This is a genomic window from Streptomyces sp. NPDC018964 (genome assembly GCF_044390325.1).
Classification (GTDB): domain Bacteria; phylum Actinomycetota; class Actinomycetes; order Streptomycetales; family Streptomycetaceae; genus Streptomyces.
This window is the reverse complement of record NZ_JBIRYZ010000031.1, coordinates 1-23,153: the sequence shown is the minus strand read 5'-3', so window position 1 is coordinate 23,153 and position 23,153 is coordinate 1. Positions and strand designations below refer to the sequence as shown.

Sequence of the window (23,153 nt, the reverse complement as noted above, 5' to 3'; positions counted from 1 at the left end):
GAGTCCGCCATGTACGAGCTGTCCCGGGTCCGCCTCTACTCCATCGGGCCGGCCGGTGCGCGCTACGCCGACACCGTGCTCGACCTGCGCGGTGTCGGCGGGCTCGTGCCGGACCCCGCGCCGACGCAGGCGGAGTTCTTCGAGGAGGAGCCCGTCGGCCCGCCGCGCAGGCCCGCCCCCGCCGGGGTGCTCTTCCTGGAGAACGGCGGCGGCAAGTCCGTCCTGCTCAAGCTGATCTTCTCCGTGATGCTCCCGGGCCACCGCAACACCCTCGGCGGCGCCAGCTCCGGTGTGCTGCGCAAGTTCCTGCTCGCCGACGACTGCGGCCACGTGGCGCTGGAATGGCAGCACGTGCAGACCGGCGAGTGCGTCGTCGTCGGCAAGGCCAGTGAGTGGCGAGGCCGCCAGGTCTCCAACGACCCGAGGAAGTTCGCCGAGGCCTGGTACTCCTTCCGGCCCGGCCCCGGCCTCAGCCTGGACAACCTTCCCGTCGCCGAGTCCACGGCCGTACGACCGCCCGTCGAGGGCCAGTCGGGCGCGCGGGGACGCCGCCGCACCATGAAGGGCTTCCGGGACGCCCTCACGGAGGCCGGCAAGAACTACCCGCACCTGGAAGTGCACTGGGAGGAGATCCACGAGCGCTGGACCGAACACCTCGGCGAGCTGGGACTCGACCCCGAACTCTTCCGCTACCAGCGGGAGATGAACGCCGACGAGGGCGAGGCAGCCGGTCTCTTCGCGGTCAAGAAGGACTCCGACTTCACCGACCTGCTGCTGCGCGCCGTCACCGACACCCGCGACACCGACGGACTCGCCGACCTGGTCGGCGGCTTCGGCAACAAACTGGGCCGGCGCGCCGAGCTGATCGCCGAACGGGACTTCACCGCCGGGTCCGTCGACCTGCTCGGCCGGATCGTCGAGGCCGCCGAGGCCCGCACCCGCGCGCGGGAGATCCACACCGCCGCCGAGCGCCGCACCCGCACCCTGGCCCGCCGACTCTCCGCGCGCGGCTCCCGGGAACGCGTCCGCGCGGCCGACCTGGCCGGGCGGGTCACCGCCGCCGCGTACGCCGTCACCCACGCCGAGTCGGCACGCGAGCACAGCGCGCTGATCTCCGCCGAACTCGCCTACCGGCACGCCTCCCTGGCGCTCGCCGCCGCGGAGAAGTCCGCCGCCGCCCAGAAACGCGAACTCGCCGACGCGCGCACCCTGTACTCGGCCTGGCAGGCCGCCGAGGCCGTACTGCGCCACCGCGCCGCCGCCGACCGCGTCGCCAGGGTGTCCGCCGCCATCCAGGAGGCCGAGCGGGACGCGGCCCCCGCGCTGGCCGCGCGCGCCAAGGCCGCCGTCGACCTCGTCCGCGCCCTGCACGCGGCCGCGCAGAACGCCGAGGACCTCGCCAACGAGGAGGAGGAGCGCTCCGCCGCCCTCCAGGAGGTCAGCGACGGCGCCCACCGCGACTCCACCGCCGCCGCCACCGAGGCACAGCGGGCCCGCAGCGAGGTCGGACACCTGCGGCAGCGGCTCACCGAGGTCGAGCAGGAGACCGCCGAGGCCGTGCGGGCCGGCTGGCTCGACGACAGCGCCCCCGACGCCGACCCCGCCAGGGCCGCGCTCGCGGCCAGCGACGCCGAGAAGACGGCGGTCGCCGCCTGGGACACCGCCCGCGAGGCGGCCCGCCGGGCCACCGAGCACGCGCGGGAGGCGGCCGCCGCCGAGAGCCGCGCGGAACTCACCGCGGCCCGCGCGGCGGACGCGGCCACGGCGGCCGAGCGCGCCCACGAGAGCGAGCGCCGCACGGCCGAGGCCCTCGCAGCCGAACAACGGCTGGCGGAACTGCTGAGCCTGCCGGGAGCCGCCGGCCGGCGACGGGCCGGCGCGCAGGGACAGCGCACGGACACGGACCGCGCCGCGGACGCTTCCGAGACCGGGCCTTCCTTCGGCGAAGGCGCCCTGACCGCCGAGGAACTCGACCGGTTCGCCGACGAGCTGCGCGAACTGCTCGACGACGCCGTCTCCTCCGCCGAGCGGCAGCTGTTCGACCTGCGGACCGCCGCCGCGGACGACGCCCGCATCCTCGGCGCCCTCGGCGACGGCGGGCTGCTGCCGCCCGGCCCGGACGTGCTGGCGACGGTCGAGTTCCTCGGCGAGCACGGCATCCCGGCCCTCCCGGGGTGGCGCTACCTCGCCCAGGCCGTCGCCCCCGCCGACCACGCGCGCGTGCTGGCCGCCCGCCCCGAACTGGTCGACGGCGTCATCATCACCGACCCCGACTCCCATCTCCGCGCCCGCGAGGCACTGAGCGACGCCGCCCTGCTGCCCCGCTCCGCCGTCGCCGTCGGCACCGCCGCCGCCCTGCTCGCCCCCACCCCCGCGCAGGACACCGACACCGGGGACGTCTTCCTCGTACCGCCGAACCCGGCCATGCACGACGAGCACGCCGCCGACGAGGAACGGCAGGCACTGCGCGCGCGGGCGACCGAGCGGGACGAGGAGATCCGCGCGCTCGCCGTCCGGCTCGGCAAGGACCGGGAACTGGCCGCGCGGCTCGCCTCCTGGCGCACCGGCTGCCCCGCCGGACGGCTCACGGAACTGGCCGCCACGGCCCACGAGGCGCGGACGTTCGCCGAGGAGGCCGAGGCCGAGCTGACCGAGGCGCGCACCGTGCGCGCGGAGGCCGAGGAGGCCGCCGCCGAGGCCGTCGGCGTCCGTGACGAACGGCAGGAAGCCGCGCAGAAGGCCCGGCGCGCGGCCGACGCCCTCGCCGGACTCGCCTTCCGGCTGCGCGAACGGGCCGGCTGGCAGGCCAAGCTGCGCGAACTCGCCGACGACGCGACCGAGGCGGAGGCCCGCGCCCAGACCTGCCTGGAACGGGCGCGCGCCGCAGACGAGGACCGGCGCGGCGCCCAGCGGGCCGCCGACGACGCCCGCCGCACCGCCCGCGCTCTGCGCGCCGAACGCTCCGAGATCGCGGGCGCCCCCGACGACGTGCCCGAAGACGGCACCGGAGCGCCGCAGTCCTCCCTGCCGGCCCTGCGTGAGGCGTACCGCGCCGCGTCCCAGGTGTACGAGAAGGTCGGCGTCGGCGCCGATCTGCGCGCCGAACAGGCCCGCGCGGAGAGCGACGAGAGCGCCGCACGGGCCGAACTGGACCGGCTCAGCAACAAGGTCCGCACCCGCGCCGAGCAACTGCTCCAGTCGCCCGACGGCTCCGACGGACCCAGCCGGCAGGCCGCCGCCGCCCGTGCGGAGGAGCTGGTGCAGCTCCTGGAGACCCGCATGTCCAGCGCGAGCGAACAGCTCGGACGGCTGCGCGGCGAAGCCGAACGGCTCGCACCCGAGGACGGCGAGGCGCACACCGACCTCCCCGAGGACCTGGTGCCGCGTGACGCCGAGCACGCACAGGCCCTCCTGCGCACCGCCACCACCGAACTCGCCTCCCGCAGCGAGGCCTTGAGCCGGGAACGGGAGGCCCACGCCGAACTGCTCGACGCGCACCGCGCCGCCGAGGACGCGGCCGGAGGCTTCGACGAGATCGCCGCCATGCTCCGCGACCTGCTGCGCGAACACGGCCCTGAAGAGGAACAGGAGCAGCCCGAGCCCTACCCGGGCGGCCTGGACGAGGCCCGGCAGTCCGCCGCCGAGTCCCGCCGCTCGCTGCGCGGCTGCGCCGCCGACCTGTCCGCCGCCGAGTCCGCCGTGCGCGAGGCGAGTGACATCCTCGTCCGGCACGCCAACTCCACGCGCTACGAGCAGGTCCGCACGCCCGCGCGCCAGCAGATCCGCGAACTGCCCGCCTCCGCGCTGCCCGAGCACGCCCAGAAGTGGGCGGACGCCTTCGCGCCCCGGCTGCGGGTCCTCACCGACGAGTTGGAGCAGCTGGAACGCAACCGCGACTCGATCGTGGACCGGCTGCGGGGCCTGGTCGAGTCCGCCCTCGCCACCCTCCGCTCCGCCCAGCGGCTGTCCCGGCTGCCGGAAGGCCTCGGCGAGTGGTCCGGACAGGAGTTCCTGCGCATCCGCTTCGAGGAACCCGACCAGGCCACCCTCACCGAGCGGCTCGGCGAGGTCGTCGACGAGGCGACCCGGGCGGCCGTGAAGAAGAACTCCGACCTGCGGCGCGACGGCATGTCCCTGCTGCTGCGCGGGGTCGCCGCCGCCCTCCAGCCGAAGGGGGTCGCGGTCGAGATCCTCAAGCCCGACGCGGTACTGCGCGCCGAACGCGTACCCGTCGGTCAGATGGGTGACGTGTTCTCCGGCGGCCAGCTGCTCACCGCGGCCATCGCCCTGTACTGCACGATGGCCGCGCTGCGCTCCAACGACCGCGGCCGGGACAAGCACCGCCACGCCGGCACGCTGTTCCTGGACAACCCCATCGGCCGCGCCAACGCGACCTACCTCCTGGAGCTCCAGCGCGCGGTCGCCGACGCGCTCGGCGTCCAGCTCCTGTACACCACCGGTCTGTTCGACACGACGGCGCTCGCGGAGTTCCCGCTGGTCATCCGGCTGCGGAACGACGCCGACCTGCGGGCCGGCCTGAAGTACATCAGTGTGGAGGAGCACCTCCGGCCGGGACTTCCCCAGCAGGACCCGGCCGAGGAAGCGCACAGCGAGATCACGGCGACCCGCATGTTCAAGCGGCCCGCGACGGCGAGCGGCTGATCAGGCAGCACCCCGGAGAAGGCTCAGAAGCCGTAGCCCATGCGCCGGGACAGCCCGGCCGCCGCCGTCGCGGTCCGGCTGCCCAGCTCGGGCAGCAGGTCCGCACGCAGCCGGTACACCGGCCCCGAGACACTGATCGCCGCGATCACCGTGCCGTCGTGCGAGCGGACCGGCGCCGCGACGGCCGCGAGCCCCAGCTCCAGCTCCTCGAGCGTGGTGGCGTAGCCGTGCTCGACCACCGCCTCCAGTTCACCTCGCAGCCCCGCTGCCGTGGTGAGCGTCCGCTCCGTGAACCGGTGCAGCGGGCGTGCGAGGTGGTCTTCACGGACCGCGGGTGGCAGGTGGGCCAGGAACACCTTGCCGCCGGCGGTGGCGTGCAGCGGGGTGCGCCTGCCGAGCCAGTTCTGCGCGGTGACCGACGCCGTACCCCGGGCCTGCATGATGTTGACGGCCGCGTCGTCGTCCAGCACCGCTATGTTCACCGTCTCGCCCAGCTCGTCGGCGAGCTCCCGGCAGACCGGGACGCCCTCCTGCGAGATGTCCAGCCGCACGGCGGCCGCCCCCGCGAGGCGCAGCACGCCGGCACCCAGGTGGTACTTGCCGCGGTCCTTCGTCTGGGTCACAAGACCGCGGTTCTCCAGGACGCCGAGCAACCGGAAGGCCGTGGACTTGTGTACGCCCAGTTCGCCGGCGATCTCCGTGACGCCCGCCTCGCCGTGCCGCGCCAGGATCTCCAGGACGCTCACCGCACGGTCCACCGACTGCACGGCACTCGTCGTGCCCTTCTCGTTCCCCCCGGGCTGTTTCCGCTCGCCGGTCATGGCTCGGCTCTCACCATCCGTCGGCCCGGTGCGGGCCGATGCCGACCGCCCTCGCTGCGACGGTCACCCGCCCGGGAACTGTTGCGCGTAGCGCCTGCACATGCGGCACACGTGACATCAGCCTACCGAGAGTCCGGGCTTCGGCGGGTGCGCGGTCAGGAGTGCGACAGCTGCCCGGCTCCGCCCCGACGGCGTATTCGAGCCTGCGCCCGCTGGGCGGCCCGCTGCTGACGGCGAGCACGGCGCCGCTCGCGCCGCAGGGCCCGCGCGGTGCTGCTGGGCGCGGACACCACGCCGTTGCGCTGATTCCAGACCTGGCGGGTCACCCAGACGTCCAGGACTCCCCAGGTCGCGAGGATCGTGCTGACGATGCTGCTGATGACCATGGGGAAAGCCAGCCAGGACCCGGCCAGCGTGCACAGGAAGGCCACCATGGCCTGAATCAACGTCACCGCGATGACGAGCACCGCCCGCACGGCCGACGTCCGTACCGGGTCCGGCAACCGGCGCCGCCGGGCCGGTTCCTCGACCCACAGCGGCCGGTGGGAAGCCCTGCCGCTGAGGCTGCCGGACTCGCTGTTCCCCCCTCCGGTCTTCCGCGCCGCAGCGCCGTCGCGGCCCTCGCGTGCCGCTTCGCGCACGGTCGCCGCGGCATCGCGTCCGCCGGCCGTCCCGTGCCCGGACGCGGCTGCACCGGGTCCGGAAGCCCCGGCCCCCGGCCGCGTCGTCATCTGCGCCGCCGCGCCCTCCTCGGACGCCTCGCGCCGCTCCGCCGTGCCCATCAACGTGTCACTCCCCACCGCCAGCAGACCGCTCACTCGTGTTCGAAGACCTGGTTCTCCAGTGGCTGCCCGGCTTGCGCTGTTCTACGCCGCCCAGGTGCGGGACACGGCTCCTGCGGCCGATTCCGCCCCCATCTCCCACAGAGAAGGACGAACGGCGCGTCGCGAAGATTCCCGACGTGGGAAAGGAATCGGCCAACCGTCCCCACGTCTCCGGGAGATCGACCCGGGTGCCGCACCCCCGATTCCGGGAGGCGATCTCCCCCAATGCCCGGACAACTCGTCATCTCCCGCCCCCGGCGCGGAACTGTAGCTTCCGGACGGCTCTTCGAGTTCACCCCGGCGCGGTAGTAGGCTCGCGCCGTTTGTTGACGCACACGTGTACCCCCGGACGGCCGGGGGCCGAGCTGGGGGAGGCCATGCGCTTTCGCGGGAAGTCCGTCCGCCGGAAGATCGTGGCGCTGCTTCTCGTGCCGCTGTTGTCCCTGACGACGATCTGGGCCTTCACCACGGTGCTCACGGGCCGTGAGGCAAGCCATCTGTTCGACGTGTCGTCGGTGATGGAGGAGGTCGGCTATCCCGTCGAGGACACCGTCCGCGTCCTCCAGCAGGAGCGCCGGCAGACCCTCGTCCATCTCGCGGACCCCCGCGCCGCCGAAGGGCTCGCCGCGCTCCGGCGCAGTCGCGCCGCCACCGACGAGGCCATCGACAGCGTCCGCAGGAACGCGGCGAACACCGATGTGCGCGAGGCCATGCAAGGGGACTCCGGTGAACTGAGCGCGGTACTGGACTCCTTCGAAGGCATCGAGTCCCTGCGCCGCAGCGTCGAGGACGGCACCGTCGACCGCTCCCAGGCCCTCGACCTCTACAACCGGCTGATCGACCCCTGCTACGTCCTGCTGGCCAATCTGCACGTGGTCGAAGACGTCGAACTCGACAAGCAGTACCGCGCCCTCGTCAGCCTCGCCCGCGCCCGCGAACTCCTCTCCCGCGAGGACGCCCTGCTCGGCTCCGCCCTGATCGTCGGCGAACTGTCCCGTGCCGAAGTGCGGCAGATCTCCGACCTCGTGGCCCAGCGCACGCTGATGTACGACGCCGGCCTGCCGCAGCTGCCCGCGTCCGAGCGCGACCGCTACGAGACCTTCTGGAAGAACGCGGCGTCCGCCCCGCTGCGCGTGGGCGAGGAGGCGGCCGTCTCCTCCGGCAGCGGGGAGCCCCGTGGGATCACGGCCAAGAGTTGGGACATCGCCGCCGGCAACGTGCTCTCCGAACTCGGCACCCTCAACGACCAGGCCGCCGACCGCTACCAGGACCGCGTCCGCCCCGTCGCCGTGGGCGTCATCACCCAGGCCGTCATCGCCGGTGTCCTCGGACTGGCCGCCCTCCTGGTCTCCCTCGTCCTCTCCGTACGTGTGGGCCGCGGACTCGTCCGGGACCTCCGGCAGCTGCGCCTGGAGGCCCACGAGGCGTCCGGTGTGCGGCTGCCCAGCGTGATGCGCCGCCTCTCGGCGGGCGAACAGGTCGACGTCGAGACCGAGGTCCCGTACCTGGAGTACGACAAGAACGAGATGGGAGAGGTCGGCCAGGCCCTCAACACCCTCCAACGCGCCGCCGTGGAGGCCGCCGTCAAGCAGGCCGAGCTGCGCGCCGGCGTCTCCGAGGTGTTCGTCAACCTCGCCCGCCGCAGCCAGGTCCTGCTGCACAAACAGCTCACCCTGCTGGACACCATGGAACGCCGGACCGAGGACACCGAGGAACTCGCCGACCTGTTCCGGCTGGACCACCTCACCACCCGTATGCGCCGGCACGCCGAGGGCCTGGTGATCCTCTCCGGTGCCGCGCCCTCCCGGCAGTGGCGCAAGCCCGTCCAGCTCATGGACGTCGTACGCGCCTCCGTCGCCGAGGTCGAGGACTACGAGCGCATCGAGGTCCGTCGGCTGCCCAGGGTCGCCGTCACCGGTCCTGCCGTCGCCGACCTCACTCACCTCGTGGCCGAACTGCTGGAGAACGCCACGGTGTTCTCCCCGCCGCACACCGCCGTCCAGGTCCTCGGCGAGCGGGTGGCCAACGGATTCACCCTGGAGATCCACGACCGCGGGCTCGGCATGGCGGCCGACGCCCTTCTGGACGCCAACCTCAGACTCGCCGAGACCCCCGAGTTCGAGCTCTCCGACACCGACCGGCTCGGACTGTTCGTGGTCAGCCGCCTCGCCCAGCGCCAGAACGTCCGGGTCTCCCTGCAGCCCTCCCCGTACGGCGGCACCACGGCGGTCGTCTTCATCCCCGACGCACTGCTGACGGACGACGTTCCGGACACCAACGGCGTCGGTTTCCGCCTCGACCGCCCCCAGCGGGCCAAGGACCGCGAACCGGAGGAGACCCGCCGCACCGCGCTCTCCCAGATGCCCGTACAACTGCCCAGGCTCCCCGCCGCGCTGCTGGACGGACCGGTCGAACTGGAAGCCCCCGTCGACCTGGACGCACTTGACGGCTTCCCCGGCGCCCTGGAGGACGAGGACAGCCGGAGCGGCGGCCTCTTCCGCTCCCGCCGCTCCCTCACCGGCACCCAGGAGGAGCGGCCCGGCCGCGCACACCATCAGCAGACCCCCGACACGCCCGGGAGCGCGAACCCGGACGGGGACGACCGGAGCGCCCCGGTACCGCCGGCCCGCAGGGGAGCACCCAAGCTGGTCAGCTCCCACGGGCGCCCGGTCCGCGACGCTCGCGTCCGTGCGGAGCGCACGGGCGAGGAGGGCACGCCCGCCGCGTCTACCCGGCCCGAGCCGGAAGCGGCGCCTCCGCTGCCCGCCCGCCGCCGCGGTGAGAATTCCGCGGGACGCCGGGGTCCCGGCCGCCCGGATGCGGATACGGATGCGCTGTCCCCGCTTCCCGCACGCCGCCGCGCCGAACGGCTCCCCTCCGACGCCGAGCGCGCACAACCGGGCACGGAGTCACTGCCCCCGCTGCCCGCCCGACGACGGGGCCCCGGCCCCTCCCGCCCCAGGACCGGAACCGGGGGCCAGGACGAGACTCCGGAGCCCTCCGGCCCCGTACGCGAGGACCGGCCGGAGCCCACTGCCGGCCGTCCCCGGCGCACCGGCCGCCCCGCCGTCGCGGTGAGCGGCCTCGACGACTCCGTGCCGGGCGCGGGCGGCACGGACGCCGACGCCGCACGGCCCGGTGGCGGAGCGCTGCCCCGGCGCATACGGCAGGCCAGCCTCGCTCCGCAGCTCAAGCGCAGTGCCGAACCGCGGAACGAGGACAGGGCGCGGCCCGTTGAACGGGATGCCGACGAAGTCCGCAGCCGCATGGCCTCGCTCCAGCGTGGCTGGCAGCGCGGCCGCGAGGAGAACGCCGCCGGCGACGAAGCCGACAGCGGCACAGCACCACGACGAACGACAGAGGGGGACGGTCGATGACCGCACCGAGGGCCACCGGCCACACCACGACCGACAAGGGGGAGCTGAACTGGCTCCTCGACGACCTGGTGGACCGGGTCACCAGCATCCGCAAGGCGATCGTGCTCTCCGGTGACGGCCTGCCGACAGGCGCGTCGAAGGACCTCACCCGGGAGGACAGCGAGCACCTGGCCGCCGTGGCCTCCGGCTTCCACAGCCTCGCCAAGGGCGTGGGCCGCCATTTCGAGGCCGGAGACGTCCGTCAGACCGTCGTCGAACTCGACGAGGCGTTCCTCTTCGTCACCGCCGCGGGTGACGGCAGCTGCCTCGCCGTCCTCGCGGACGCGGATTCGGACGTCGGACAGGTCGCCTACGAGATGACGCTTCTCGTGAAGCGGGTCGGTGTGCATCTGGGTGCCGCACCGCGCACCGATCTGCCCGCGGGCGGGTAGTGGGATGGCATGAGCGCTGACGGTCAGGGTGGAAGCCACTGGTTCGACGACGAGGCCGGACCGGTCGTCCGCCCGTACGCCATGACGCGGGGCCGCACCACCAGTGCGGCCCAGCACCGCCTCGACCTGATCGCGGTGGTCGTCACGGAGCCGCACGCGGACGATCCGGAGGCCGATCCCACGCTCTCCCCGGAACACGTGGTCATCGTCGAACTGTGCCGTGACAGCTCGCAGACGGTCGCCGAGCTCTCCGCCGAACTCGATCTGCCGATCGGGGTGGTCCGGGTCCTCGTCGGAGATCTGGTGGAAGCGGAATGGGTCCATGTGAACCGGCCGGTACCCCCGGCCGAGCTGCCGGACGAGAGTATTCTGCGCGACGTGATCAACGGCCTCCGGGCGCTGTGACCGGCGCGGAAGCGGGGTACTGACGTGACAGGCTGGCAGTTCTGGGTCGACCGAGGCGGCACCTTCACCGACATCGTCGCGAGGCGCCCCGACGGCCGGCTGCTGACGCACAAGGTGTTGTCCGACAACCCGGCTCCGGAACACGCCCAAAACCGCGGGAGCCGGGGGACACGCGGCACCGACGCGGCGGTCGTGGGCGTCCGCGCACTGCTGGCCGGATCCGACGCTCCCGTCGACGCCGTGCGCATGGGGACTACCGTCGCCACCAACGCCCTCCTCGAGCGCAAGGGCGAACGGACCCTGCTGGTCGTCACCCGCGGCTTCCGCGACGCGCTGCGCATCGCCTACCAGAACCGCCCGCACATCTTCGCCCGCCGCATCGACCTGCCCGAGCTGCTGCACGAACGGGTCGTCGAGGTGGACGAACGCATCGCCGCCGACGGCACCGTCCTGCGCGCCCCCGACCTGGACGCCCTCACCGGACCCCTGCGCCGGGCGTACGACGACGGCATCCGGGCCGTCGCCGTGGTCTGCGTGCACAGCCATCTCCACCCCGCCCACGAACAGGCGGTCGGGGAACTTGCCGCCCGGATCGGCTTCCCGCAGATCTCGCTGTCCAGCGAGGTCAGTCCCCTGATGAAGCTCGTCCCGCGTGGGGACACCGCCGTCGTGGACGCCTACCTCTCGCCCGTGCTGCGCCGTTACGTCCGCCATGTCGCCGACGAACTCGACGGCGTACGGATGATGTTCATGCAGTCCAACGGCGGTCTCACCGAAGCCGGCCGGTTCCGAGGCAAGGACGCCGTCCTGTCCGGGCCTGCCGGCGGCATCGTCGGCATGGCCCGCATGTCGCAGCTCGCCGGCTTCGACCGCGTCATCGGCTTCGACATGGGCGGCACCTCCACCGACGTCTCGCACTTCGCGGGCGAGTACGAACGCGTCTTCACCACACAGATCGCCGGAGTCCGGCTGCGCGCGCCCATGCTGGACATCCACACCGTCGCCGCCGGCGGCGGCTCGGTCCTCCACTTCGACGGCTCCCGCTACCGCGTGGGGCCGGACTCGGCGGGCGCCGACCCGGGCCCCGCCTGCTACCGGCGCGGCGGCCCGCTCACGGTCACCGACGCCAACGTCATGCTCGGCCGCGTCCAGCCCGCCCACTTCCCCACGGTGTTCGGCCCGGACAGCGACCAGCCCCTCGACGACGCGCTCGTCCGTGACCGCTTCACCGCCCTCGCCGGCGAGATCCGCGAGCAGACCGGCGACGACCGCACCCCCGAACAGGTCGCCGAGGGCTACCTGCGGATCGCCGTCGCCAACATCGCCGGCGCGGTGAAGCGGATCTCCGTGCAGAAGGGTCACGACGTCACCCGGTACGCCCTCACCACCTTCGGCGGAGCCGGCGGACAGCACGCGTGCATGGTCGCCGACTCCCTCGGCATCCGCACCGTCCTCGTCCCGCCCATGGCCGGCGTCCTGTCGGCGCTCGGCATCGGTCTCGCCGACACCACGGCCATGCGGGAACGGTCCGTCGAGGCTCCCCTGGAACCGGCCGCCATGCCCGGTGTCCACAGGACCGCCGACGACCTCGAATCGGCGGCCCGCGCCGAACTCCTCGCCGAGGACGTCCCCGAGGAGCGGATCGAGGTCACCCGCCGCGCCCAGCTCCGCTACGACGGCACCGACACCACCCTGACCGTGGAACTGACCGACCCCGGCACGATGCGGCACACCTTCGAAGAACGTCATCGCGCCACGTACTCCTTCACGCTCGACCGCCCGATCGTCGTCGAAGCCCTCTCCGTCGAAGCCACCGGCATCACCGAGCCCCCCGATCTCTCCGCCCTCGCTCCCTACGAAGGCACCCCGCACCACTCCACCGTCACCCCGCGGACCGTCCGTCTCCACACCGGCGGCACCTGGCGCGACGTACCCCTTCACCGCCGTGAGGACCTTCCCCCCGGCGAAGCCGTCACCGGCCCGGCGATCATCACCGAGTCCGGAGCGACGACCGTCGTCGACGACGGCTGGCGGGCCGCGACGACCGACGACGGGCATCTGGTCATGGAACGCGTCGCGGTTACGCAGAGTTCCCGAGCCGACACAAAAGCCGACCCCGTGCTGCTCGAGGTCTTCAACAACCTCTTCATGTCCATCGCCGAACAGATGGGCGCCCGCCTCGAGTCCACCGCCCAGTCCGTCAACATCAAGGAACGCCTGGACTTCTCCTGCGCCCTCTTCGACCCCGACGGGAACCTGGTGGCCAACGCCCCCCACATCCCCGTCCACCTGGGCTCGATGGGCACCAGCGTCAAGGAGGTCATCCGGCGGCGCGGCCCGGCCATGCGGCCCGGCGACACCTACGCCGTCAACGACCCGTACCACGGCGGTACCCACCTTCCCGACGTCACCGTCATCACCCCGGTCTTCGGCACCGAACCCACCGACGGCACGGAGAGTGACCGGAAGGTCCTCTTCTACGTCGCCTCACGCGGCCACCACGCAGAGATCGGCGGCATCGCCCCGGGCTCCATGCCGGCCGACAGCCGCACCATCGACGAGGAGGGCGTCCTCTTCGACAACTGGCTGCTCACCGAGAACGGCCGCTTCCGCGAGGAGGAGACCCTCCGCCTCCTCACCGAGGCACCCCACCCCTCCCGCAATCCGAAGACCAACCTCGCCGACCTGCGCGCCCAGATCGCCGCCAACCGCAAGGGCGTCGACGAGGTCGGCCACATGATCGAGAACTTCGGCCTCGATGTCGTCCAGGCCTACATGAAGCACGTCCAGGACAACGCCGAAGAGGCCGTGCGCCGCGTCATCGACGCCCTCGACGACGGCGCGTACGCCTACGAGACCGACTCGGGCGCCGTCATCCGCGTACGCGTCCGCGTGGACCGCGAGAACCGCCGCGCGACCATCGACTTCACCGGTACCTCCGCCCAGCTGCCCACCAATTTCAACGCCCCCTTCTCCGTGGTCAACGCGGCCGTCCTGTACGTCTTCCGCACGCTGGTCGCCGACGACATCCCACTCAACGACGGCTGTCTGCGCCCGCTGGACATCATCGTGCCGCTGGGCTGCATGCTGGCCCCCGAGCCGCCGGCCGCCGTCGTCGCGGGCAACGTGGAGACCTCCCAGGCCGTCACCGGTGCCCTGTACGCGGCCCTCGGCGTCCAGGCGGAGGGCTCCGGCACGATGAACAACGTCACCTTCGGCAACGCCCGCCACCAGTACTACGAAACCGTCGCCTCCGGCTCGGGTGCCGGAGACGGCTTCCCCGGAGCATCCGTTGTACAGACGCACATGACCAACTCCCGGCTCACCGACCCCGAGATCCTGGAGTGGCGACTGCCCGTCCGCCTCGAGGAGTTCGCGGTGCGTCGCGGCAGCGGCGGCGCCGGACGGTGGCGCGGCGGGGACGGGGCCGTGCGCCGCATCCGCTTCCTGGAGCCCATGACGGTCTCCACGCTGTCCCAGCACCGCAGGGTCCCCCCGTACGGCATGGCCGGAGGTGAACCCGGCGCACCGGGCGCCCACCGGATCGAACGGGCGGACGGCACGGTCACCCGGCTCGCCGGAAGCGACTCGGCGGACGTCGGACCCGGCGACGTACTCGTCGTCGAAACCCCCGGCGGCGGAGGATACGGCCCGCCGCCCGACCCCCATCAAGCAGGAGAAGAGATCGATGATCTTCGGGCGTTCTGAGCGCGGCAAGCCCCCGGTCGAGCCCGTCACGCTCAAGATCCTGGTGGCCGGCGGCTTCGGCGTGGGCAAGACCACGCTCGTCGGCGCGGTCAGCGAGATCAGGCCGCTGCGCACCGAGGAACTCCTCACCGAGGCCGGGCGCCCGGTCGACGACACCTCCGGTGTGGAAGGGAAGAAGACCACCACCGTGGCCATGGACTTCGGCCGCATCACCCTCCGCGAGGACCTGGTGCTGTACCTCTTCGGTACGCCCGGTCAGGAGCGGTTCTGGTTCATGTGGGACGAACTGTCCGAGGGCGCCCTCGGAGCCGTGGTCCTCGCCGACACCCGGCGCCTGGAGGACTGTTTCGCGGCCATCGACTACTTCGAGCGGCGCGCCATCCCGTTCCTCGTCGGCGTCAACTGCTTCGACGGAGCGGCGCGCTACCCGGCCGACGACGTCCGCCGTGCCCTCGACCTCGACGACCACGTACCGCTGCTGATGTGTGACGCGCGGGACCGTGAGTCGGTCAAGGAGACCCTCATCGGCGTCGTCCAGCACGCCATGGCCCAGGCCGCACAGCGACGCCAGACGGTCGGCACCTGAGATACCGGCAGGTACGCGGCCCGTGCTCCCACCGACCGGAGCCCGGGCCGCGTACCCGGAGAACGACGCACCACGCGCGGTCAGCCGTCCCCCTCCGCCATCCCTCCGAAGCTCTTCTCCACCGTCTTGCGCCAGCCGCGGTACTTCCGGTCCCGTGCCGGCACCTCTGTGACCGGCGTTCTTCCTCCAGTGGGACTTCAGTTCGTCCAGGCCGTTCCACACGCCCGCGGCGAGCCCCGCGGCACAGACGGAGCCCGGACGGGCCGCCACGGACACCCCGGGCCGGACCACCGGCCCCCGGGCGCATCCGCCTGGTGCCGCATCAGCAGGTTGTTCTTCGTCATGCCCCCGTCGGTCCTCAGGGTGGTGATCCGTGCCCCGGAGTCCTGGCGCACGGCATGCACGACCTCGCACGTTTACCGGTCGGCCGCCTCGAGTGCCGCACGCGCGGGTCCACCAGCACCGAGGAGGGTCAAGGTCACCGACCGCAACGGTTGGCCACCCGGCCGGAAGCACGTCCTCCGTGACGGCACGGGCGCCGGGCCGCCCGCCTCACCCGTCAGCCCGCGGGCGACGGCGTCCGCTCGTCGCCCCGCCGGATCCCGTGCCCGCCCGCTCCCGCCCGGCCCACCACCCGACTCGTCCGCCGTAACGCCTTCGCCGCCTTCTTGAGCGGCGCCGGACAGGCGGCGGCCTGCCGGTGGTCCGTCACGCTGCCGGGCGGGCACAGGACCGTCGCCGGCGACCGCGTCCAGCATCGCCCGCCGCGGCACGTGCGTGCAGGGAGGACCGATGCCGATCGTCACCTCCCACGGCAGCCGTCCCGCCTCGCGCACGGCGCCGTGCAGCGTCGCGAGGCCGCCGAGACCGGCGAGGGTGCCCGCGAACACGTTCACGTACAGCGGGAGCAGCGTCTCCTTGCGGATCGCGTCCGTACCGCCGACACGGCCAGCCGCAGGTCCGCCTCAGGATGTCGCCGGCCTCGGGGCGGGCTGGTATCTCCAGATCCGTCACCTCGCCGATCGTCAGGTCGATCACCGGTCGGAAGACGAAGCGGAGACTGTCCGACCAGGAGCTCACAAGAGCACGACGGCGCCGCCCGATGCCGCCCGAGCGCGGTTCACGAGACGTTCATGCAGGGCCTCCGGGCGGTCACTGCACGTGTGCGATGGCATCGGAAGCGCGCCCTTCGCGACCCGAGGAGGGCCGGGTGCTTCCCCGATGGAGCCCTCTCCTGATAGATGCAGGGGACATGACACGACTCCTCACCGCGGTACGTGGTCTCGCCACCACCGTCGCCGCCCTGCTCGCCGCGACCACCGCCTCCGCCACCGCCCAGGCGAAGCCCGAACCCAAGGCGCCCCGCGACTTCGTGGCACTGAACAGCGTGGACCCGACGATCCTCCAGGAGATCCGTTACTTCACCCCGCACAACTTCGTCGGCGAACCAGTCGACGGCTACCGGCAGCCGTTGTGCATCCTCACCCGCCCCGCCGCAGAGGCCCTCCACGCGGCGCAGCGGAAGCTGCTGCGCCAGGGCTACTCCCTGAAGGTGTACGACTGCTACCGGCCGCAGCGCGCGGTGGACCACTTCGTGCGCTGAGCCGAGGACCTCGACGACCAGAGGACGAAGGCCGAGTTCTACCCGAACGTCGACAAGAGCCGGTTGTTCGCCAACGGCTACATCGCGGAGAAATCCGGCCACAGCCGAGGCTCGACCGTGGACCTCACCCTCGTGGAAATCCCCACGAAGCCGACGATGCCCTACCGTCCCGGGCAACCCCTCACCCCCTGCTTCGCCCCTCAGGACGAACGGTTCCCCGACACCTCCGTCGACATGGGCACCGGCTACGACTGCTTCGACACCCTCAGTCACACCCTCGACCCGCGTGTCCAGGGCGAACAGCGCGCCAACCGACTGCTCCTCAAGAGCACCCTGGAAGACCTCGGCTTCGTGAACCTCGCCGAGGAGTGGTGGCACTACACCTTCAGACCGGAGGCCCACCCGGACACCTACTTCGACTTCCCGGTGTCCCGGAGGTCACTCACCGGCCACAACTGACCGGCCCCGGAGACGCCCCCACCGCGATCGGATACAGTCCGCGCGTGTCCGAAACTCATGCCACGACTTCCAACTCCGCGCCGGACTCCCACTGTTCGAGCTGCGGCACGCCCTTCGGAGAGGGCGTCTCCGGATGGCCCCGGACCTGTCCGGCCTGCGGCACCGTCGCCTACCGCAACCCGCTGCCGGTCGCGGTCGCCCTCCAGCCCGTGTACGACACGCAGGGCACCGGCCTCGTCGTCATCACCCGCACCATCGCGCCCGCGCGCGGCCGTACGGCCCTGCCCGGCGGCTACATCGACGACCGGGAGGACTGGCGCCAGGCCGTCGTCCGCGAACTCGAGGAAGAGACCGGCATCGTCGCGGCGAGCCGCGACGTAAGGCTCGCCGACGCCATGAGCTCGCCCGACGGACACCTGCTGCTGTTCGGACTCCTCCCGGAACGCCCCGCGGAAGACCTGCCGCCCTTCACCGCCACCGACGAGACCGAGGACCGCCACCTGCTGCGCCGCCCGGAGGAACTCGCCTTCCCCCTGCACACCCTGGCCGCACGGGCCTGGTTCGAGGGCCGCTACATCTGACTCCTGCCGGTGCCCGTCCCGCGGACGCGCACCGGGCAGGGCGGCTCGACCCCGCCGTCCCCGCCCTCCCGCTCCACGACGACCCGCGGACCCGACCACCGCACGGTGTAACGCTCGGTCTCCGGCTCCTCCCACCCCTCGCCGACGTCCAGTACGACCAGCCCGCCCCCGGTCCGCCCCCGGGCCGGTGCCCACACCTCCAGCTCCGGACCGCCGTCCTCCCCCAGCACCGGAAGAACGGAGCCCCCGCGCGCGAACACCGGGATCCGTCCCAGCGGCGCGTCGGCCCACACCTGGACCGGCCCGTCGTACGCCCGTCCCGTCGCCGTGTCGTACCACCGTCCGCGCGGCAGCCGGACGACCCGCCGGTCCATCCCCGGAGCGAGCACCGGCGCCACCAGCAGACAGTCACCGAGCAGAAAGGCGTCCTCGCAGTCGCGCAACGCGCGGTCCTCGGGCGCCGACCACCACAACGGCCGCACGTACGGCGCCCCGGTACGTCGGGCCAGATGCGCCAGCGTCATGAAGTACGGCAACAGCCGCCGGCGCTCGACGAGCGCCACGCGCGCGTGCCCGAGGACGTCCGCGCCGAACCCCCACGGCCCACCCCGGCCCGCACGCGCAGCGTCATGGGTGCGGAAGAACGGAAGATAGGCCCCCAACTGGAGCCCGCGCAGATACAGCTCGGGCGACACCTCCCCGTCGGAGCCGCCGACGTCCGGACCCGCGTAGGGAACACCGCACAGGCCCAGCCCCAGCACCAGCGACAACGCCGCCCGCAACCCGGGCCACCCCGCCGTCACCCCGCCCGACCACACCCCGCCGTGACGCTGCGTACCGGCCCACCCGGAACGCGAGAACACGAACGGGCGCTCCCGGGGAGCCTGCTTCCGCAGCCCCTCGTACGCCGCCCGGGCCATGCACAACCCGTACACGTTGTGCGCCTCGCGATGGTCACCTCCGCGCCCGTCCAGCGCGTGCCGAGCCGACCGCGGCAGCGTCGGCTCGCCGAAGGCCACGAAGGACGTCGGCTCGTCCAGGCTGTGCCAGAAGCCCGCGAACCCCTGTGCCAGCCGCTCCGTGTACAAACCGCCCCACCACGCACGCACGCGCGCGTGCGTGAAGTCCGGAAAGACCACCTCTCCGGCGCTCCCGGCCCCTTCCACGACCTCCCCGGAGGCGTCCCGCACGAACGCGTCCCGCTCCACCCCCTCGTCGTACACGGGGGCACCGGGTACCGCGCCGACCGCCGGGTTGACGACCGACACCAGCCTGATCCCCTCGCGCCGCAGCTCGTCCGCGAGAACCGGCAGCTCGGGGAACCGCTCCTGGTCCACGGTGAACACCTGACGGGCATCGAAGTGATCGACACCGAGGTGCACGGCGTCGAGCGGCAGCCCGTGCTCCCGGTGCCCCGCGACGGTCCGCCGCACCTCCTCCTCGCCGCCGGAGGCCCCTCGCGCGTGATGATGACCGAGCGCCCACGCGGGCGGTAGCGCCGGCGCACCGGTGAGCGAGGCCCAGGCGAGCAGCACCCGCGCGGGAGCACCCACCATCACCCAACAGCGCAGCGGACCACCGTCCACGCACACCTCACTCGTCCCGGTCCGGTCGTGTCCGGAACCGGCACCCTCCTCACCCTCCCGCAGCGTCACGGTGCCGTCCCACGAGTTGTCGTAGAACATCAGATGCGTGCCCGCGTCGGCCACCACCATCTGCACCGGCATCGTGACGGACAGCGGATCGTCGCCGGGACCGACAGCACGGCCGGGCGCGGCGTTCCACAACCGGTACGTGCCGTCCCGCAGCCGGGGACCCGACGCACGCCCCCCGAGCCCGAAAAAACGCGCGTCGGCCGGCACCTCGGACCGCTGCATCCAGCGCGCGGCACCACCGCCCACCGGCTCCCACCACCGCGGCGGCAGATCGCGCCGCAGCATCACACCCCCCGGGGTGAGCACCTCCACCGCACCGTGCCGCGAGACCACCACCGTCACCCGCTCGGCCACCACCCGCCAGCCACCGTCCTTGTCCGGCTCCAGCGCGGCCCGCGGATCCGGGTCAGGACAGCGACCGGCCAGCGCGTACGACGGTTCCGGAGCAGCCCCGTCCCAGCCCCAGAAGACCACCCCGTTCACCGCCACGAAGATCCGCAACTCGGAGCGGCCGAACCTGACCAGCCCGCCACCGAGCCCCGGCTCCACCTCCCGCACGGCCCCGGGCACCCGCGCACGCACCGGCCCCCGCGGCGGCAGCCCGGTGGCATCGGCCCGCCGCCTGCGCCACGCTGCTCGTACGGTACGCAACCCCTGAGCCGCCCCCACCGAACCGACCGACTTCACCGAACGCACCAGGTCACGACCGTCCATGCTGCTCACCCTGCCATTGACCCTGTCCACCACGAGGGTCGTTCAACTGCCGTTCACCTGTGATCGGACCACATCTTCACGACACGGACTATGTGGGAGACGCCCTGGTGCGGAAGTCGATCACATGGCATCGTCCCTGTCAGCCGTGTCACGCGCACACCCCAGCCCGTGCGCGGAGGACGCACACGACGCGCACAGTCCGGGAGCCGCCCCATGTCGACCGTGAACCCCCAGCCGCTCTGGCAGCCGAGCCGGGACCAGATCGCCCAGGCGCGGATCACCACGTTCCGGGCGTGGGCCGCCGAACACCACGGAGCCCCCGCCGAGGGCGGCTACGCGGCGCTCCACCGCTGGTCCGTGCAAGAGCTGGACACCTTCTGGAAAGCGGTCACGGAGTGGTTCGACGTCCGCTTCTCGACTCCCTGCACGCGTGTGCTGGGCGACCGCTCGATGCCCGGCGCCCAGTGGTTCCCCGGAGCCACGCTGAACTACGCCGAACACGCGCTGCGCGCGACCGTCTCCCGCGCGGACGAAGCCGCGCTCCTGTACGTCGACGAAACCCACGAGCCGCGCCCCGTCGCCTGGACCGAGCTGCGCCGCCAGGTCGGCTCCCTGGCGGCCGAGCTGCGCTCCCTCGGCGTACGCCCCGGAGACCGCGTCAGCGGATACCTCCCGAACATCCCGCAGGCCGTCGTCGCCCTCCTCGCCACGGCGGCCGTGGGCGGCGTGTGGACCTCCTGCGCACCCGACTTCGGCGCCCGCAGCGTCCTCGACCGCTTCCAGCAGGTCGAACCCGTCGTCCTGTTCACCGTCGACGGCTACCGCTACGGCGGCAAGGAACACGACCGCCGCGACGTCGTCGCCGAACTCCGCCGCGAACTGCCCACCCTGCGTGCCGTCGTGCACATCCCCCTGCTCGGCACCGAGGCCCCCGACGGCGCCCTGGACTGGTCCGCCCTCACCGCCGCGGACACCGAACCGGTCTTCGAGCAGGTGCCCTTCGACCACCCGCTGTGGGTGCTCTACTCCTCCGGCACCACCGGACTGCCCAAGGCGATCGTCCAGTCCCAGGGCGGCATCCTCGTCGAACACCTCAAACAACTCGGGCTCCACTGCGACCTGGGCCCCGAGGACCGCTTCTTCTGGTACACCTCCACCGGCTGGATGATGTGGAACTTCCTCGTCTCCGGTCTCCTGACCGGAACGACGATCGTCCTGTACGACGGCAGCCCCGGCCATCCGGACACAGGCGCCCAGTGGCGCGTCGCCGAACGCACCGGCGCCACCTTCTACGGCACCTCCGCCGCCTACGTCATGGCCTGCCGCAAGGCCGGCGTGCACCCCTCGCGCGACTTCGACCTCTCCGCGGTGAAGTGCGTCGCGACCACCGGCTCCCCCCTGCCTCCCGACGGCTTCCGCTGGCTGCACGACGAGTTTGCCGAGAACGGGGCCGACCTGTGGATCGCCTCCGTCAGCGGCGGCACGGACGTCTGCTCCTGCTTCGCCGGGGCCGTACCGACCCTCCCCGTCCACATCGGCGAGCTCCAGGCCCCCGGCCTGGGCACGGACCTGCAGTCCTGGGACGCCGACGGCAATCCCCTGACCGACGAGGTCGGCGAACTCGTGGTCACCAACCCGATGCCCTCCATGCCGATCCGCTTCTGGAACGACCCCGACGGCACCCGCTACCACAACAGCTACTTCGACACCTACCCCGGCGTCTGGCGGCACGGCGACTGGATCACCATCACCTCCCGGGGCTCCGTCGTCATCCACGGCCGCTCCGACTCCACGCTCAACCGCCAGGGCGTCCGCATGGGATCGGCCGACATCTACGAAGCCGTGGAACGCCTCCCGGAGATCAGGGAATCCCTCGTCATCGGCGTCGAACAGCCCGACGGCGGCTACTGGATGCCCCTGTTCGTCCACCTGGCACCCGGAGCCACCCTCGACGAGGACCTGCGCAACCGCATCAAGCGGACCATCCGCGAACACCTCTCACCGCGCCACGTCCCCGACGAGATCATCGAGGTCCCCGGCGTCCCGCACACCCTCACCGGCAAACGCATCGAGGTCCCGGTCAAGCGCCTCCTCCAGGGCACCCCGCTGGAGAAGGCGGTCAACCCGGGCTCCATCGACGACCTCGGCCTGCTCGCCTTCTACGAGGAACTCGCCCGCAAGCGCGCCTGACTGTTCCGGGAACAAGACCGGCTTCCCCTCGGCCACGCCGTTGTCAGTGCCGCCGATTACTGTGAGTGAGCATTGATCGACCGTGCACAGGGGGAGACATGACCCACACCGACCACCGGACCTTGCGACGCGTCCTGCACCGCGAAGTCGCGGGCACCGTCGGCCTGCTGGCCGACGAGCACGACTTCCGCGCCATGCGGCGCTACGACAGCTTCGTCTTCGACGACCACATCACCTACCTCAAACACATGGAAGCCGTCCTCAGGACGCGTGCGCTGCAGGGCAGCCACACCACGGTGGCCCTCTTCGACCCCGAGGACTACGCCGAGTACTGCGCGGAAACGGGCCTCGACCCCGACAGTCACACCAGCCGCGCACGGTTCACGGCCGTACTCGCGTCCACCGGTCCCACGGTCCCCTACGACGGCCGCCCACTGGCCGACCTCCTGCCCACCCTCGTCGACGAGGCCGTACGCCACGCCACCTGGGAGTACGCGGCCGCGATCCTCGCCCGCCTCGGCGCCTGCGCCTCGTGCGGCGAGGACCTGGGCCGCGCCGCCTTCACCCGCGCCTCACGCCTCCTCGTCCGTATCCTCGACGCGGCCCCACCCGGCGAGCGGCACCTCGTGTGCAGCGTCTCCGGACCACCCGAAACGCTTGTCGCTGTTCTGCACGCCGACGACATCGCCGACCGCATGGAACTCGACGAGTCCGAAGCCTTCGAGTTCACCACCGTCCTGGCCGTCGGCCTCGCCACCGGGAGCCCCGGCGGACTGGTCATGCGGACCAGCAAACCCGGCAGCCCCGACCGTATCCACGGCTGGCGACTGCGCGTCCACGGTCTCGAACCTCTCACCGCCGGCGAGGTCTTCGACGCCTACTGCACCGACGCCGAGTCCGGGGAGCTCATCTCCCCGGAGTCCAACGTCGACTACTGCGAGCCGCCCGACCTCGGCGAGGAACCGGGCCCGGCCCACTGCCATTGAGCCGGAAACACCTGAGGGGTGGCCCCCCCCCCGGGGGGGGCCCCCCCCCGGCCCCCCCCCGCGCCCCCGCCCGGCCCGGGGCCCCCCCCCCCCCACCCCCCCCGCCGCCGCCCGCGCCCCCCCCCCCCCCGGCGCCCGCCCGCCCCCCCCC

12 protein-coding genes and 3 pseudogenes are annotated in these 23,153 nt (G+C 72.6%); 10 read left to right on the top strand and 5 right to left on the bottom strand.

From position 1 onward, the window contains the following. Positions 1-9 precede the first annotated feature (9 nt). On the top strand, positions 10-4,662 hold the full coding sequence (locus tag ACH5AO_RS33450) for a hypothetical protein (RefSeq protein WP_398931306.1): 4,653 nt from the start codon (positions 10-12) through the stop codon (positions 4,660-4,662). A 23-nt stretch (positions 4,663-4,685) separates the two neighbouring features. Here ACH5AO_RS33450 and ACH5AO_RS33445 read toward each other — a convergent pair whose 3' ends face one another. Continuing rightward, positions 4,686-5,483 (bottom strand): IclR family transcriptional regulator, encoded by a 798-nt coding sequence (locus tag ACH5AO_RS33445; protein WP_398931304.1) that lies wholly within the window; start codon positions 5,481-5,483, stop codon positions 4,686-4,688. 155 nt (positions 5,484-5,638) lie between these two features. Further along, positions 5,639-6,265, bottom strand: coding sequence for a hypothetical protein (locus tag ACH5AO_RS33440; protein WP_398931416.1), 627 nt, complete (start codon positions 6,263-6,265; stop codon positions 5,639-5,641). Between the two features lie 419 nt (positions 6,266-6,684). Here ACH5AO_RS33440 and ACH5AO_RS33435 point away from each other — a divergent pair, with 419 nt between their 5' ends. Genes ACH5AO_RS33435 through ACH5AO_RS33415 form a run of 5 tightly spaced genes read left to right on the top strand, consistent with a single transcriptional unit; the run spans position 6,685 to position 14,814 of the window. Next, positions 6,685-9,684, top strand: coding sequence for a nitrate- and nitrite sensing domain-containing protein (locus tag ACH5AO_RS33435; protein ID WP_398931302.1), 3,000 nt, complete (start codon positions 6,685-6,687; stop codon positions 9,682-9,684). After that, positions 9,681-10,115 carry a roadblock/LC7 domain-containing protein gene (locus ACH5AO_RS33430; RefSeq protein ID WP_398931300.1) on the top strand — a complete coding sequence of 145 codons (435 nt, stop codon included), beginning with the start codon at positions 9,681-9,683 and terminating at the stop codon, positions 10,113-10,115. Before ACH5AO_RS33435 ends, ACH5AO_RS33430 begins: the two co-directional genes overlap by 4 nt. A 9-nt stretch (positions 10,116-10,124) precedes the next feature. Further along, positions 10,125-10,520, top strand: coding sequence for a DUF742 domain-containing protein (locus tag ACH5AO_RS33425; RefSeq protein ID WP_398931298.1), 396 nt, complete (start codon positions 10,125-10,127; stop codon positions 10,518-10,520). Between the two features lie 24 nt (positions 10,521-10,544). Continuing rightward, positions 10,545-14,228 (top strand): hydantoinase B/oxoprolinase family protein, encoded by a 3,684-nt coding sequence (locus ACH5AO_RS33420; protein WP_398931296.1) that lies wholly within the window; start codon positions 10,545-10,547, stop codon positions 14,226-14,228. Then, positions 14,209-14,814, top strand: a complete 606-nt coding sequence (locus tag ACH5AO_RS33415) for a GTP-binding protein (protein ID WP_398931295.1) — start codon at positions 14,209-14,211, stop codon at positions 14,812-14,814. The genes ACH5AO_RS33420 and ACH5AO_RS33415 overlap by 20 nt, the downstream gene beginning before the upstream one ends. A gap of 80 nt (positions 14,815-14,894) precedes the next feature. On the opposite strand, the pseudogene ACH5AO_RS33410 reads toward ACH5AO_RS33415, so the two are convergent. Further along, positions 14,895-15,230, bottom strand: a pseudogene (locus ACH5AO_RS33410) (FGGY-family carbohydrate kinase); the annotation flags it as partial. 300 nt (positions 15,231-15,530) lie between these two features. Then, a pseudogene (locus ACH5AO_RS33405) lies at positions 15,531-15,894 on the bottom strand (diguanylate cyclase); the annotation flags it as partial. A 172-nt stretch (positions 15,895-16,066) separates the two neighbouring features. On the opposite strand from ACH5AO_RS33405, the pseudogene ACH5AO_RS33400 reads away from it, so the two are divergent. Continuing rightward, positions 16,067-16,876, top strand: a pseudogene (locus ACH5AO_RS33400) (M15 family metallopeptidase). A gap of 44 nt (positions 16,877-16,920) precedes the next feature. Beyond that, positions 16,921-17,457, top strand: coding sequence for an NUDIX domain-containing protein (locus tag ACH5AO_RS33395; RefSeq protein ID WP_398931293.1), 537 nt, complete (start codon positions 16,921-16,923; stop codon positions 17,455-17,457). Here ACH5AO_RS33395 and ACH5AO_RS33390 read toward each other — a convergent pair. Further along, entirely contained in the window at positions 17,448-19,826 is a 2,379-nt protein-coding gene (locus tag ACH5AO_RS33390) for a glycoside hydrolase family 31 protein (RefSeq protein WP_398931291.1), read from the bottom strand. The two genes, ACH5AO_RS33395 and ACH5AO_RS33390, sit on opposite strands and share 10 nt — an antisense overlap. 213 nt (positions 19,827-20,039) lie before the next feature. Here ACH5AO_RS33390 and ACH5AO_RS33385 point away from each other — a divergent pair, with 213 nt between their 5' ends. Then, positions 20,040-22,016 (top strand): acetoacetate--CoA ligase, encoded by a 1,977-nt coding sequence (locus tag ACH5AO_RS33385; protein WP_398931289.1) that lies wholly within the window; start codon positions 20,040-20,042, stop codon positions 22,014-22,016. A 98-nt stretch (positions 22,017-22,114) separates the two neighbouring features. Next, entirely contained in the window at positions 22,115-23,002 is an 888-nt protein-coding gene (locus tag ACH5AO_RS33380) for a hypothetical protein (protein WP_398931287.1), read from the top strand. Positions 23,003-23,153: the final 151 nt, after the last annotated feature.